Source organism: Paraburkholderia sprentiae WSM5005, assembly GCF_001865575.2.
Classification (GTDB): Bacteria; Pseudomonadota; Gammaproteobacteria; order Burkholderiales; family Burkholderiaceae; genus Paraburkholderia; species Paraburkholderia sprentiae.
The window spans coordinates 283,450-297,459 of record NZ_CP017561.2 but is presented as its reverse complement, the minus strand read 5'-3'; the positions used below and the strand labels follow the sequence as shown (position 1 = coordinate 297,459).

Below are 14,010 nucleotides of genomic sequence, written 5' to 3'. Positions count from 1 at the left end.
TCACGCTGGCGCGGCATCGCGCGCAGGGAACGCGGCGCGGCCGGGACGGCTATAAGCGATTCGAAAGTTTAACATAACGAGCAGCAGCAGCAGGACCGCAGCCCCGCCGTTATGGGCGACCGCGATCGGCAGCGGCCATTGCAGCAGGATATTCGACAGCCCGGTAATGAACTGGATTAGCACCACCAGCAGCACGCCGTTCGCGGGTCGCCGCAGCGACTCGAAGCGGCGCATCTTCGATGCGAACCACACCAGATAGCCGATCACGGCGAACGCGAACGTGCGATGTGTCCAGTGAATCGCGACCAGCGCATCCTGCGTGATCAAGTCGCCGTCGCCGGTCATGCCGAGCGCGCGCCACAGATGGAAGCCGTGCGCGAAGTCCATCGGCGGGATCCATTGGCCGTTGCAGGTCGGGAAGTCGGTGCACGCGAGCACCGCGTAGTTCGTGCTGACCCAGCCACCGAGCGCGATCTGCAGCACCAGCAGCGCCAGGCCCGCGAGCGCCGCGGCACGCCAGCGGGCAGTCTCCGGCTCGTAGGCCGGCAGCGGCGTCAAGCGCGCAGCGAGCCAGCCGAGCGTGCCGAGCAGCGCGAGGCCGAGCAGCAGATGCGTGGTGACGATAATCGGCTGCAGCTTCATCGTCACGGTCCACGCGCCAAACGCGCCCTGCACGATGATCAGCAGCAGCAGCGAAGTCGGCCACCACGGCGACACGTGCAGCGCACGACGCTTGATGCGCGCCGTCCAGGCGATCAGCGTCTGAGCGATGATCAGCACACCGATCGCCATCGCGAAGTAACGGTGGATCATCTCGATCCACGCCTTCGTCATGCTGACGGGACCACTCGGCATCGCCTGATAGGCCGCGGCAATCGCCGCGTGCGCGATGAACGGCGACGACGTGCCGTAGCAGCCGGGCCAGTCCGGGCAGCCGAGGCCCGAATCGGTGAGGCGCGTAAAGCCGCCGAACATCACGAGATCGAGCGTCAGGAAAGTGGTGAGCCAGACCAGCTTGCGGAATTTGTCGTCGTCGGCCTTGACCCATACGTAGGACAGCGGCAACAACGCGATACATAAGCCGATCAGGCCCAGTTGCAATACGAACATCTCATTTACCCTGGTTGCGGCGTCAGCCGATGGTCGACCACTTGAGCAGCTTGGTCACGTCGCCTTTGATCTTGCTCGGGTTCACGTCTTTCGGAAAACGCATCATCAGATTGCCGTTCGGATCGACCAGATAGATGTGGTCGGTGATCCGCGTGCCGGTGTCGGCAGGCAGCCACCCGACGAGTTGCGCCGGATCGGCGATCAGCATGTTGGTGTTGGGGTAGGCGGTTTGTATCACGTCGGCGACCTTGCCTGCATCGGTGCGCAGCCACACTTCCACGAGACGGTCGCGTTCCGGGCCCTGAGCTGCGCGAATTTGTCGCATGAAGTAGAGCTTCGTCACGCAGGCTTTGTCGCACGCGCTGTCGTCGACCGAGATCATCAGCCAGCGGCCGTGCAGCGAGGCGAGCTTCAGCGGCTTGCCGTCAACGCGCGTGACCACGAGCGAGTCGGGGATCGGCCGTTGCGGCTCGATCAGCGCGCCGTAGTTCGTGCTGGCGCCGGTCGGCTTGACGACGTAGTACATGAAGTACGAGATCGCGATCGGCGCGGCGCAGATCACCGCGAGCAGCAGTAGCACCCAGCGGCCGCGCCGCCACGAACCGGGGCCGTTTGGTTGGCCGGGCATCGCTTTGGCCGCGGCGGATTTGCCGGTGGGTTTGCCAACTTCCGGCGAACGGGGAGTTCGAATCGACACTACGGAACCTCTTTCAATGTTTGGACGGCGGCGGGGCCGCGCCTTCACTTCATCACGCGCCGGGCGCGTGTTCTTTCTTGCCCGCGCGGCGCGCCGCATAGAGACCGAAGGCGAGCGCGGCGGCGGCCATGCCCCACCATTGCAGCATGTAGCCGTAGTTGCGCTCGACGCCGCTGGTCGGCACGGGCCAGTCGCGCACCAGACCGTCGTGGTCGTCGCCGGTTTGCTGGATCACGAACGATTGCAGCGGCAGCCCGGTTTCCGCGGCGTACGCGCCGACACTGAGGTTCTGCCGGATCAGACGATGCGCGGCCGAGCCGCCCTCTCCGAGTTCGAACGCGCGCGACGCGTCGGCGCGCGCAATCCCTTCGATCTCGACCTCGCCCGACGGCGTCGCATACGGCGCGATGGTCTCGCGACTGCTGAGGTTGCGCGGCAGCCAACCACGATTGACGAGCACGTAGCCGCCGTCGACGAGCTTAAAAGGCATCACGACGTAAAAGCCCGGCTGATCGTTATACGGACGATTATCGAGGTATACGACCTTGTCCGCGACGAAACTGCCGCGCGCCTTCACGCGATGAAACTCGACGTCTTTCAGCGCAAGCGGCGCCGCGCTGACCGGCAGCGCGGGCGCGTTTTCGAATTGCGTGATGCGCGCCTCGAGCGCTTCCTTCTGATGCGCGCGATCGCGCTGCCAGAAGCCGAGCCGCACCGTCACGACGACGACTAGCAGGATCAGCAGCGCGGGAATCAGGCGAAACTTCATTGCAGGCGCTCCGGCATCGCGTTCAGGGCCGCCGGGAACGTGCGGCAGACGCCCGCGCGCGGTGCGATAATGACTATCTTGCCACTGCGCTTTCCGGTTTCAGTCGGTTCCATGCACATTATCGTTCCCATCGCCTTTGCTCTGATCATCGCCAGCATGGTGTCGGCGCTGTATTTCATGATGCACGACAAAGGCAAGACCAAGCGGATGGTCTGGTCGCTCGCCACGCGGGTGGGCCTGTCGATCTCGCTGTTCCTGTTCATCCTGTTCGCACACTGGATGGGCTGGATTCAGTCGACCGGGATTCCGTACGGGCGCTGACGCTCGCGCAAAGGTCGCCGGCGCATCCGTCTGCGGCAAAATTTCCTCGCCGCCAAACAAAACGCCGCCCTGACAGATCGAGGGCGGCGCTGTATTCAGCCTTGCATACTGCTCGTGCGCGCCGCCGAAAGACGTTGCGCGTACCGCCCGCGCCTGCGCCGACAAGCGGCGCGCGCGGTTCTGACCGCGTTACAGCCAGTACACGACGACGTACAGTCCAAGCCACACGACGTCGACGAAGTGCCAGTACCAGGCCGCGCCTTCGAACGCGAAGTGATGTTCCGCCGTGAAGTGGCCGCGAATCAGGCGCACCAACACGACGGCGAGCATCGTGCCACCGAGGAACACGTGAAAACCGTGGAAGCCGGTCAGCAGGAAGAACGTCGAGCCGTAGATGCCCGAAGCCAGCGTCAGGTTCAGCTCGTTGTACGCGTGGAAATACTCGAAGCCCTGCAGGAACAGGAAGCTCACGCCCAGCACGAGGGTCGCCGCAAGCCACGCGATCGCCTTGGTGCGATGGTTGTCGCGCAGCGCGTGGTGCGATACCGTCAGCGTCGCGCCCGACGACAGCAGCAGCGCCGTGTTAATGGTCGGCACCGGCCACGGCTGCATCGACTTGTAGGTCGACACGAGCTGGGCCGGACCGTTGTTCGGCCACACCGCCGAAAAGTCCGGCCAGATCAGCTTGTAGTCGAGGCTGCCGAGTTGGTGCAGCGCGATTTCGCGGGCATAGAACAGCGCGCCGAAAAATGCGCCGAAGAACATCACTTCGGAGAAGATGAACCAGCTCATGCTCCAGCGGTACGAGCGATCGACGTTCTTGCCATACATGCCGCCTTCCGACTCGGCGATCGCGTCACCGAACCAGTGCCACAGCGTAAAGAGCAGCCACAGCAGACCGACGAGCACGCCGAGCGGCGCCCAGGTGTGGTCGTTGATCCAGGCCGCAAGCGATCCGAGCATGACCAGCAACCCGGTAGCGGCGCTGATCGGATGCCGCGACGGATGCGGTACGAAATAGTACGGGCTCTCGTTTTGACCGCTCATTCTTGTTTCTCCACTTCAGTCCAGTTGTTCCGGAATCTCCGGCTGTATCTTCGGCGGCGCGTCGATACCGCACCGCTTCTCTCTAATTCGTGGGCTCTGCTCCGCCACCGTGCCCGGCACCGCGTCAAGCGACCACGAGGCGCACGATCAGAATCAGCACGCCGATCAGAATCGCCGCGCCGATCAGCGCCGCCGCGATCAGATGCAGCGGGTTCAGCTGCGTCGCGTCGGCCTCGAGATCGCGGCGCTTGCGCACGCCGAAAAACGACCAGAACACCGCGCGCATCGACTGAGCGAAACTGCTGTTGCGCGGACTGCCGCCGTTATCGTTCATCTGGCTTCGTCTTCCTTCGTTCCTCAGCGGCTCGCGCCGTCAACCCTGCTTCATGCCGGCTTCGTGGGAGTGGCTGCCGCGTGGGTCACTGCATTCGCCTTCGGCGCGGCATCATCCACGCTCGCCGCCGCCGGCGCGTTCAACTCGAAAAACGTGTATGACAGCGTGATCGTCTTCACGTCCTTCGGCAACTTCGGGTCGACCACGAACACCACCGGCATCCGCTTCGTCTCGTTCGCGTTCAACGTCTGCTGCGTGAAGCAAAAACACTCGATCTTCCTGAAGTACTCAGTCGCCTGTTTCGGCGCGTAGCTCGGAATTGCCTGCGCGCGGATCGTGCGCGACTGCTCGTTGCTGACGTCGTACATGACCGTCGTCACTTCGCCCGGATGCACGTCGAGACTGCGCTGCTCCGGCTTGAAACCCAACAGGCCGCGCGAGTTCGCATCGAATTCGATCGAAATCGTGCGGCTCGTGTCGATCTGCGCATTCTTCGCCTCGCGCACCGACACGTCGCGCTGCACGAGGTTGTTCACGCCGGTGATCTGGCAGATCGCGCGATACATCGGCACCAGCGCGAAACCAAAACCGAACATCATCACAGCGACGACGAACAGCTTGACCAGCATCGAACGGTTGAAAGAGCGGTCGGTCTCGGCGGGCGGCGGTCGCGTCGACATCTGAATCCTCAACAAACCTTCAAACAGACTGCGAACGCGGCGTTAGCTGAACCAGCACTGCTTCAGAATCGCGCTTGCGAAAAACACCGCGGCGATCGCGAACATCACCAGCCCGATCCGCCTGTTGCCCGCGCGAATCTGCTCGGGCGTACGTCTTTGCTGTGGATTGCGCGTCATGCTCGACTTTCTGAATACTGTTCTTGACTGGCGAGGCGGCCCCGCGACAGCCGCCTCGCGAAGCGCCCGGTTCCGCTGGCCGCATGCCGCGCGCCGCCGGAACCGGCACCTCGCCCGGTCACGCTTACTCGACCGTCGGCGGATGCTCGAACGTGTGGAACGGAGCCGGGCTCGGCACGGTCCACTCGAGGCCCGTTGCGCCGTCCCAAGGCTTGTCGCCCGCTTCTACATGCTCGCCGCCGCCACGGTACGCGGGCAGCGCCACCGCGAACAGGAAGTACACCTGTGACAGACCAAAGCCGAACGCGCCGATCGAGATCACCTGGTTCCAGTCGGTGAACTGCGCCGGGTAGTCGGCATAACGACGCGGCATGCCGGCGAGACCGACGAAGTGCATCGGCAGGAACGCGAGGTTGAAGAAGAACATCGACGCCCAGAAGTGGATCTTGCCGCGCGTTTCGTTGTACATCCAGCCGGTCCACTTCGGTGACCAGTAGTACCAGCCGGAGAACAGCGCGAACAGCGACCCCGCGACCAGAACGTAGTGGAAGTGCGCGACCACGAAATACGTACCGTGATACTGGATGTCGAGCGGCGCCATGGCGAGCATCAGACCCGACAGGCCACCGAACGTGAACACGATCAGGAAGCCCACGGCGAACAGCATCGGTGTTTCGAACGACAGCGAACCGCGCCACATCGTCGCGACCCAGTTGAACACCTTCACGCCGGTCGGCACCGCGATCAGCATCGTCGCGTACATGAAGAACAGCTGGCCGGTCACCGGCATGCCGGTCACGAACATGTGATGCGCCCAGACCATGAACGACAGGATCGCGATCGACGCCGTTGCGTACACCATCGAGCTATAGCCGAACAGCGGCTTGCGCGAGAACGCCGGGATCACCTGCGAGACGATCCCGAACGCCGGCAAGATCATGATGTACACCTCGGGGTGCCCGAAGAACCAGAAGATGTGCTGGTACATGACCGGGTCGCCGCCGCCTGCCGCGTTGAAGAACGACGTGCCGAAGTGACGATCGAACAGCACCATCGTGATCGCGCCCGCGAGAACCGGCATCACGGCGATTAGCAAGTACGCGGTGATCAGCCAGGTCCATACGAACATCGGCATCTTCATCAGCGTGAGGCCGGGTGCGCGCATGTTCAGGATCGTCACGACGATGTTGATACCACCCATGATCGACGATGCGCCCATCAGGTGGAGCGCGAAAATCGCGAAGTCCATGCCTGGGCCCATCTGCGTGGAGAGCGGCGTGTACAGCGTCCAGCCCGCGGCGGTCGCGCCGCCCGGCGCGAAGAACGAGCCGACCAGCAAGACGGCCGCGACTGGCAGCAGCCAGAAGCTGAAGTTGTTCATCCGCGCGAAAGCCATGTCCGATGCGCCGATCTGCAGCGGCACCATCCAGTTCGCGAAGCCGACGAACGCCGGCATGATCGCGCCGAACACCATGATCAGCCCGTGCATGGTGGTCAACTGGTTGAAGAACTCGGGGCGCATGATTTGCAGACCCGGCTCGAACAGCTCGGCACGGATCATCAGCGCCATCACGCCCCCGGACAGGAACATGGTGAACGAGAAGATCAGGTACAGGGTACCGATGTCCTTGTGGTTGGTTGCGAACAGCCAACGACGCCAGCCATGCGGCGTTTCGTGGGCGTGGTCGCCGTGCACGTGCTCGTGGCCCGCGACTACATCGTGTCCGATGCTAGACATGACAATCTCCTAAAGCGAATTCTGCGGTGCTGACCATGAACACGTCAGGCTGCGGTGCTGATCTGAACACGCCGGGCTTCCTTCGCGTCGGTGCCGCCCGTGAGCGTTTCCGGCTTCTTCAAAATGATATGGTCTTCGGCAATGCCGGCTGCTTTCAGCGCGTCGCGAACGGCTTCGGCACGACTCTTCGCGAGCTTCGCGTTGAGGTCGGCGGAGCCGGTTGCGTCGGTGAAGCCCGACAGCGTGAACTTCGCATCCGGATGCGTCTTCGCGTAGGCAGCGGCCGCGTCGACCGCCGCTTTCGCGTCGGCCGGCAGCGTGCTCTTGCCGGTCTCGAAGTAGACGCTCGCCGGCAGCATGACCTGTGCGTTATTCGAAGCGGTCGCGCCAGCGTCGTTGCCCGATGCGGCCGGCGCGGAAGCCGCTTCCGTACCCGATGCTCCACCCGATGCGGCAGCGGCGCCACTTGCCGCGGCACCTGCATTGGCCAGATGGTCGCCGCCTTCCGGAAGCTTGCCGTTGCGCGCGTCGGCGACCTGCTTCGGCTGCAGGATGTCGCCCGTGTGGTTGCCCCACGAATTACGTTCGTAGGTGATCACCGAGGCGATTTCGACGTCGTTCAGCGTCGGCGCCCATGAAGGCATCGCGTTCTTGCCCTTCAGCACGAGGCTCACGTGCTGGCCAATCGGACCGTTGGCGATCTTGCTGCCGTCGAGCGCCGGAAATGCGCCCGCGCCCTTGCCGGTCGGCTGGTGGCAGACCGCGCAGTTCGCCGCGTAGACCTTGCCGCCGCGCTCCATCAGCTCGGCCATCGTGTAAGTCTTGTTCGGATCGTCCTGGCCGGCTGCCATTTTCTTCTTCTGCGCGTCGACCCACTTCGCGTAGTCGTCGGCCGACAGCACCTCGACGACGACCGGCATGAAGGCGTGTTCCTTGCCGCACAGTTCGGTACAGAAACCGCGGAACGTGCCAGTGCGATTAGCCTTGAACCAGGTGTCGCGCACGAAGCCGGGAATCGCGTCCTGCTTCACGCCGAAGGCCGGCACGTACCAGGAGTGGACCACGTCGTTCGCGGTGGTGATGATGCGGATTTTCTTGTCGACGGGGACCACGAGCGGGTTGTCGACTTCCTGCAGATACAGCGTGGAGATCGGCTCGCGGCCTTCGGTTTGCGCACGCGGCGTGGCGAGTGTTGACAGGAAGCTGATGCCCTCGCCCGGACCCTTCACGTAGTCGTAGCCCCACTTCCACTGGTAGCCGGTGACCTTGACCGTGAGGTCGGCGTTCGACGTGTCCTTCATCGCGACGACGGTCTTGGTGGCGGGCAGCGCCATCAGCACGACGATGACGAACGGAACGATCGTCCAGATGATTTCGACGGTGGTGCTTTCGTGGAAATTGGCTGCGTTGTGGCCTTTCGATTTGCGATGCGCGAAGACCGAATAGAACATCACGCCGAACACACCGATGAAAATCACGGTGCAAAGGCCCAGCATGAACATGTGGAGGCTGAACAGCTCCTCGGCGATTCTGGTTGCAGGCGGCTGGAGGTTGATCGCGTTGACGGCGGGGCCGCCCGGAGCATCGCCCACTGCCAGGGCGGCACCGGCGAAAAGCAGTCCGCTCGTCGCCAGCACGCTCATGAGCGCTCGCTTGATTGTTTTCATAGCTTCCTTACCCAAATTTTCCATTCAAACCCCTCGACCCCGCTGGCAGCGTGTCGCGCCCCCTTGAACGCCGCGTGTCCGGCACCACCTAGCAACGTGCCAGCCACATACGCAGTTCGCCCGCGAACTGCGCGCGCCGATTTTGCGCGAGATGTTGCCCGATCATGATCGTCTGCCCGCGCGAGACCAGCTTGATCTGATCGCGCGGTGTTGCGCCCGGCTCTATCCGCACCCAGCACGGATTGAATTCGAACTGCGTAATCTGCTCGGCGCTGACCTGCTCGATTACGAGCCGGTTCGGAAACAACCGGATGCGCTCGTAATCGACAGCATGTCGCGCATATATTGCAAACGCGATACCTACCGCCAGCAATTCGATTCCGGTGAACGGCAACACCAGCCAGGCGCCGACCAGAAACAGCACGAAAGCAATTGCCAACGAGAACAACGCAAGCGACACGTACAGACAGACGAACTGCCGCGGCGATATCGAGCAGTTGCGCTTCATGGTCCAGTCCCTGAGGACCGGTTCCGAATCCGCCAGCAGATGATCTGATGCGCCCATCGCTGCCTCCTGCGAATCGTCGCCTCCGGCCTGCCTTCTTTTACTTCCGGATGCATCTTGCGGGCGTCGCTGGCGCCACTGCTCTCCAGCAGCACTCTGCGACCGCGCCAACGCCTACCGCATCACTTCATTTTGCAGCCCTGCGTCTCGGGCTTGCCACCCCGAATGTGGGAACCTCGGGTGACAAACTGACGCATTATAGGCGCGATCCATAGCATCGACAAGCAAGCCCCAATCGGCCCGAAAGCCAGGCGCGACAAGCCTTCGCGCCATTTTGCCCGGCATTTCGGAGGGCAAATCCCAGGCATAACGAACGCGCTCTTTACCGCTTTTGCAACACGTCAACGGCACCCTCGGCGAGCAGTTGATGACAGCGCCGCAATCTGCTACGCGCGCTTCGCCGGACCCCGCCCGATGTCCTCGAGCCGGACGATGCCATGTCCTTCGGCCGTAGTGCGCGGCACTGCTTTCCACGCGTGCCCGTAGATCACCTCGAAGGTCAGCGCGATCGTGCCGTCGGCGCGCCGGCGCGCTTCGAGCGCGGCGAGCAGGGCCTTGTGCAACCGGCGCGCGAGCGCACCGTCGCGCGGCTCGCGCTCGAACGGATACGCGCCCCAGCGGCGCACGTCCGCGAGCAGCGACTCCGGCGATTTGTAGGTGACCGTCAGCGTCTCCTGGTCCATCACGGGAATCTCGAAGCCGGCCTCGACAAGCATGTCGCCGAGATCATGCATGTCGACGAAGTCGATCACATGCCTGCGCGAGGCAACGCCGTGCGCGGCCTCGATCTCGGCGTAGGCACCGCGCAATTCCTTCAGCGTATCCGGGCCGAGCGTGCTGAACATCAGCAGGCCGTTGACCTTCAGCACGCGCTGCCATTCGGGGAAGACGAGATCGGGCCGCGAGTGCCAGTGCAGCGCGAGGTTGGACCAGATGAATTCGAATGCGCCGGCCGTGAACGGCAGCGCGGAAAAATCGGCTTGCGCGAAGCGTGGGCCGCGCGCGCCGAGCGCTTTGCCCAGCGAGGCGGGAAGAAAGCGCCGCCAACTGGTGTCGCCGGCATCGTGGCGCAGCGCTCGGACGAGCATGCCGTGTGACAGATCAGCGCCGAAAACCGGCGCCGCGGGAAAGCGTTCACGCAATGCGGGGATGTCTTCGCCCGCACCGCAGCCGGTGTCGAGCACGCTCGTGGGCACAACCTTGATGTAATCGAGACGCTCGCGCATGCGCTTGGCAATCTCGCGCGGCAGGAACGCAACCTCGTCGAAGCTGGCGGCGCGACGGTCGAAAATACGCCTGAGGCGCTGTGAATCGTAGGCCGGACGGCCAGATTGAGCGGATGTTGGGGACATGTGTGTCGTGCTGGCGTGAGCTCGAAGTATACTCGTTCGTCCCCGTCCATTCAGCGTAAACGGCTTCACCGGCACCCACTCGTGCGATTCCTGTCATTTTCTTCGTCGTGCCGAAATCAGGTGCAGTGTTTCGCGCGCGGGCTGTATTCGGTATGGCCACGCGCCATGCACGCCGCGTTGCCGAACCTGTGCGCGTTGTGCGGCAATTTGTCGCACAAGACGTTGTGCGACGGTTGCGACACGGCCTACTGGGACGAAAGCCGGCTGCGCTGCACCGTTTGCGCGGTGCCGTTGCCGGCGTCACGCTGGGTCGCTCAGGCGCGGTATCGCTGCGCGGATTGCGTGGCCGAGCCGCCCCCGTTCGACGCCAGCTTCGCGCTCGCTGATTACCAGGCACCGCTCGATACGCTCGCGGTCGGCCTGAAGTTCCGCGCCCGGCTGATGCTCGCGCACGACTTCGCGCAACGCCTCGCGCGGCTCGCTCGGGACAACTGGCTCGACGCGGCGGAGCGACCCGACGTGATTGCGCCAGTGCCGCTCGCCCGTCGCCGCCTCGTCGAACGCGGCTACAACCAGGCGTGGCAGATCGCGCGGCCGCTAGCCCGTGCGCTCGGCGTGCGCAGCGACGCGACGCTGCTCGAACGAACGCTCGACACCGCGCCGCAATCGCGCCTCGATCTCGATGCGCGGCGGCAGAACGTCGAGCGCGCGTTTCGCGTCGCGCGCACCGTGCGCGGCCTGCATGTCGGCATCGTCGACGATGTAATGACGAGCGGCGCCACGCTCGAAGCGCTCGCGCATACGCTGAAGGCCGCGGGAGCGCGGCGGGTCACGAATTTCGTCGCGCTGCGCACTCCGAAAAACTAGCTTTTAGGTGCCCTCCTTATGTTCAACGTCGTTCTCGTAGAACCCGAAATTCCGCCGAACACCGGCAACGTGATTCGCCTGTGCGCAAACACCGGCGCGCGGCTGCACCTGATCGAGCCGCTCGGCTTTCCACTCGACGATACCAAGATGCGACGCGCCGGCCTCGACTATCACGAGTATGCGGAAATGAACGTGCACGCCGATTGGCACGCGTTCGTCGCAAAAGAAAGGCCGGACCCGTTGCGGATGTTCGCATTCACCACGCGCGGCGCCGGGCGCTTTCATGACCACGCGTTCCAAGCGGGCGACTGGTTCGTGTTCGGCGCCGAAACGCGCGGCCTGCCCGACGCCGTGCTCGAGCGCTTTCCAAACGACCAGCGCGTGCGCCTGCCGATGCGTCCCGGCAATCGCAGTCTGAATCTGTCGAACACGGTGGCGATCGTGGTGTTCGAAGCATGGCGTCAAGCCGGCTTCGAAGGCGGCGCCTGACGGCGTTCGAACTCGGCCTCGTAGCGCGCGAACATCGCGTCGTCGAAGCACGCGAACGTCACGTGCCTGATGCGCGGTGTGCGCGGCAACGTGTCGAGCACGGTCGCGACCGCGATGCTCGCCGCATCGTCGGCGGGGAAACGATAGAGGCCGCAGCTGATCGCCGGAAACGCGATGCTCGTGCAATGCGCGTCGCGCGCGACTTCGAGCGAGCGCTGATAGCACGATGCGAGCAGGTCGGCTTCCCCATGCGCGCCTCCGCGCCATACTGGACCGACCGCATGAATCACATGCTTGGCGGGTAGCTTGTAGCCAGCGGTGATCTTCGCGTCGCCGGTCGCGCAGCCGCCGAGCGCTTCGCATTCACGCAGCAACGCTTTGCCGGCCGCGCGATGAATCGCGCCATCCACACCGCCGCCGCCGAGCAGCGACGTATTCGCGGCATTGACGATCGCATCGACGGCGAGCGTCGTGATATCGACGACGCGCGCTTCGAGCGTGCACGTGCCGTGACTGAGATTGAAGGTGGGCATGGTACCTCGCTGATCCGAACGTCGTTTACGACGTGGACAGCCAGGTGAGTCGGCCGTTCAACGCGAGCTCGCGCTCAACGGTTAAGCGCCAGGGCTTTATTCGGCCTTCGAATCGCGCCGCAGCAGCGCGCTGACCGCATCGCGCGGCGCCACGCCGTCGAACAGTACCGCGCAGACCGCTTGCGTGATCGGCATCTCGATCCCATGAGCGCGTGCGATCGCGAGTACCGCCTTCGCGCAGCGCACGCCTTCGGCCACGTGACCGAGGCCGCCGAGGATGTCCTCCAGCGCGCGGCCCGTGGCGAGTTGCAGGCCCACGGTGCGGTTGCGCGACAGATCGCCGGTAGCGGTCAGAATCAGATCGCCGAGGCCGGTCAGCCCGGTAAAGGTTTCCGCGCGTCCACCGAGCGTCACGCCAAGACGCGACATTTCGGCGAGGCCGCGCGTGATCAGCGCCGCACGTGCATTGAGGCCGAGGCCGAGGCCATCCGCGATGCCCGTCGCGATGGCGAGCACGTTTTTCACCGCGCCGCCCACTTCGACGCCGACGACGTCGTCGCCGGTATAGATGCGCATCGCGCCGTGATGGAACGCCGCGACCGTGCGTCCGCGGCACGCCGCCGATGAGCTCGCGATCGTCAACGCCACCGGCAGCCCTTGTCCGACTTCGCGCGCGAAGCTCGGTCCGGACAACACGCCGTTGCTCGCATGCTCGGGCAATTCCGCCGCGACCGCCTGATGCGGCAGCAACTGCGAATCGGCTTCGAACCCCTTGCACAGCCACACGATATGTGCGGGCACCTTGCCCGCATCGCGCATTGCGCGCAACAGACCGCGCAGGCCAGCGACCGGCGTTGCGATCACGCACAGCGCAGCGTCGTCGAGCGCGTGATCGAGCGCCGCGCCGAGATCCGCTTCATAGCGAAGCGCGGGCGGCAACGCGACGCCCGCCAGATAGCGGGCGTTTTCGTGGAAAGTGGAAAGCTCGGCAATGAGCGCGGACTCGCGCGCCCACAACACCGTGTCGTGCCGCAAGGCCAGATGGCCGGCGAGGGCGGTGCCCCAGGCGCCGGCGCCAAGAACGGCAACCTTCATAGCCGGCACTGCGCGCGGCGCCTTAATGCGTGACGCCGCTTTGCGCCGCGCCGTCCTGCTGGGCCGCGCTCATTTGCGCGAGACGCTGCTCGTAGAGCGCCTGGAAGTTGATCTCGGCGAGGTGGATCGGCGGGAAGCCGGCGCGGGTGATCGCGTCGGCGATGTTCGAGCGCAGGTACGGGAACAGGATGGTCGGGCAGGCGATGCCGACGAGCGGATCGATCTGCTCGGCAGGAATGTTGCGAATGTCGAAAATGCCGGCCTGTTTCGCTTCGATCAGGAACGCCACCTTGTCCGCCACCTTGGCCGTGACCGTGCCCGTCACGAGGATTTCGAATACGGATTCCGCAAGGCGCTCGGCCTTCACGTCGACTTCGACTTCGACCGACGGCATTTCCTGCTCGAGGAAGATCGCCGGCGAATTCGGCTGCTCGAGCGACATGTCCTTCAGATAGATGCGCTGGATGTTGAAGAACGGCTGGTTATTCTCGTCGGACATGATGGTGATTCCCTGATAGGTATGCGTGGCGGCGGCCGATGTATGCATGGGCCGCCAGATTATTGCGCCG

17 protein-coding genes are annotated in these 14,010 nt (G+C 64.1%); 3 read left to right on the top strand and 14 right to left on the bottom strand.

All coding sequences use genetic code 11. The annotated features are described in order from the left end of the window. The 3 genes from BJG93_RS01440 to BJG93_RS01430 are packed head-to-tail and all read right to left on the bottom strand — an operon-like array spanning position 1 to position 2,576. Positions 1-1,110, bottom strand: a complete 1,110-nt coding sequence (locus BJG93_RS01440; RefSeq protein WP_027199594.1) for a COX15/CtaA family protein — start codon at positions 1,108-1,110, stop codon at positions 1-3. 22 nt (positions 1,111-1,132) lie between these two features. Continuing rightward, positions 1,133-1,807 carry an SCO family protein gene (locus BJG93_RS01435; RefSeq protein WP_027199593.1) on the bottom strand — a complete coding sequence of 225 codons (675 nt, stop codon included), beginning with the start codon at positions 1,805-1,807 and terminating at the stop codon, positions 1,133-1,135. Positions 1,808-1,859: 52 nt separating this feature from the next. Then, complete coding sequence (locus BJG93_RS01430) at positions 1,860-2,576, bottom strand: SURF1 family protein (protein WP_027199592.1); 717 nt, start codon at positions 2,574-2,576, stop codon at positions 1,860-1,862. Between the two features lie 111 nt (positions 2,577-2,687). Here BJG93_RS01430 and BJG93_RS01425 point away from each other — a divergent pair, with 111 nt between their 5' ends. After that, complete coding sequence (locus BJG93_RS01425) at positions 2,688-2,897, top strand: twin transmembrane helix small protein (protein WP_008921867.1); 210 nt, start codon at positions 2,688-2,690, stop codon at positions 2,895-2,897. A gap of 189 nt (positions 2,898-3,086) precedes the next feature. On the opposite strand, the gene BJG93_RS01420 is transcribed toward BJG93_RS01425, so the two are convergent. The 8 genes from BJG93_RS01420 to BJG93_RS01385 all read right to left on the bottom strand — a co-directional run bounded on the left by BJG93_RS01420 (position 3,087) and on the right by BJG93_RS01385 (position 10,457). Beyond that, positions 3,087-3,944: a cytochrome c oxidase subunit 3 gene (locus BJG93_RS01420; protein ID WP_027199591.1), complete on the bottom strand. Its 858-nt coding sequence runs from the start codon at positions 3,942-3,944 to the stop codon at positions 3,087-3,089. 124 nt (positions 3,945-4,068) lie between these two features. Next, positions 4,069-4,278, bottom strand: coding sequence for a DUF2970 domain-containing protein (locus tag BJG93_RS01415; protein ID WP_027199590.1), 210 nt, complete (start codon positions 4,276-4,278; stop codon positions 4,069-4,071). A 50-nt stretch (positions 4,279-4,328) separates the two neighbouring features. After that, entirely contained in the window at positions 4,329-4,958 is a 630-nt protein-coding gene (locus BJG93_RS01410; RefSeq protein WP_027199589.1) for a cytochrome c oxidase assembly protein, read from the bottom strand. 42 nt (positions 4,959-5,000) lie between these two features. Continuing rightward, complete coding sequence (locus BJG93_RS01405) at positions 5,001-5,135, bottom strand: cytochrome oxidase small assembly protein (RefSeq protein ID WP_027199588.1); 135 nt, start codon at positions 5,133-5,135, stop codon at positions 5,001-5,003. A gap of 124 nt (positions 5,136-5,259) precedes the next feature. Beyond that, complete coding sequence (gene ctaD / locus BJG93_RS01400; RefSeq protein WP_027199587.1) at positions 5,260-6,873, bottom strand: cytochrome c oxidase subunit I; 1,614 nt, start codon at positions 6,871-6,873, stop codon at positions 5,260-5,262. 44 nt (positions 6,874-6,917) lie between these two features. Then, the gene (gene coxB, locus BJG93_RS01395) at positions 6,918-8,564 is read right to left on the bottom strand and encodes a cytochrome c oxidase subunit II (RefSeq protein WP_027199586.1); all 1,647 of its coding nucleotides are present in this window, start codon (positions 8,562-8,564) and stop codon (positions 6,918-6,920) included. 64 nt (positions 8,565-8,628) lie between these two features. Then, positions 8,629-9,105: a DUF2244 domain-containing protein gene (locus BJG93_RS01390; protein ID WP_027199585.1), complete on the bottom strand. Its 477-nt coding sequence runs from the start codon at positions 9,103-9,105 to the stop codon at positions 8,629-8,631. A gap of 386 nt (positions 9,106-9,491) precedes the next feature. Continuing rightward, entirely contained in the window at positions 9,492-10,457 is a 966-nt protein-coding gene (locus tag BJG93_RS01385; protein WP_027199584.1) for a methyltransferase domain-containing protein, read from the bottom strand. Between the two features lie 165 nt (positions 10,458-10,622). Here BJG93_RS01385 and BJG93_RS01380 point away from each other — a divergent pair, with 165 nt between their 5' ends. After that, positions 10,623-11,324: a ComF family protein gene (locus BJG93_RS01380; RefSeq protein ID WP_231337420.1), complete on the top strand. Its 702-nt coding sequence runs from the start codon at positions 10,623-10,625 to the stop codon at positions 11,322-11,324. Between the two features lie 18 nt (positions 11,325-11,342). Continuing rightward, a complete protein-coding gene (gene trmL / locus BJG93_RS01375; RefSeq protein ID WP_027199582.1) occupies positions 11,343-11,813 on the top strand; it encodes a tRNA (uridine(34)/cytosine(34)/5-carboxymethylaminomethyluridine(34)-2'-O)-methyltransferase TrmL in 471 nt (156 codons plus the stop codon). On the opposite strand, the gene BJG93_RS01370 is transcribed toward trmL, so the two are convergent. The 3 genes from BJG93_RS01370 to secB form a co-directional block, all read right to left on the bottom strand. Then, on the bottom strand, positions 11,786-12,346 hold the full coding sequence (locus tag BJG93_RS01370; protein WP_027199581.1) for an O-acetyl-ADP-ribose deacetylase: 561 nt from the start codon (positions 12,344-12,346) through the stop codon (positions 11,786-11,788). The genes trmL and BJG93_RS01370 overlap by 28 nt on opposite strands. Before the next feature lie 96 nt (positions 12,347-12,442). After that, positions 12,443-13,441: an NAD(P)H-dependent glycerol-3-phosphate dehydrogenase gene (locus tag BJG93_RS01365; RefSeq protein ID WP_027199580.1), complete on the bottom strand. Its 999-nt coding sequence runs from the start codon at positions 13,439-13,441 to the stop codon at positions 12,443-12,445. A gap of 22 nt (positions 13,442-13,463) precedes the next feature. Next, the gene (gene secB, locus BJG93_RS01360; RefSeq protein ID WP_027199579.1) at positions 13,464-13,940 is read right to left on the bottom strand and encodes a protein-export chaperone SecB; all 477 of its coding nucleotides are present in this window, start codon (positions 13,938-13,940) and stop codon (positions 13,464-13,466) included. Between the last annotated feature and the right edge of the window lie 70 nt (positions 13,941-14,010).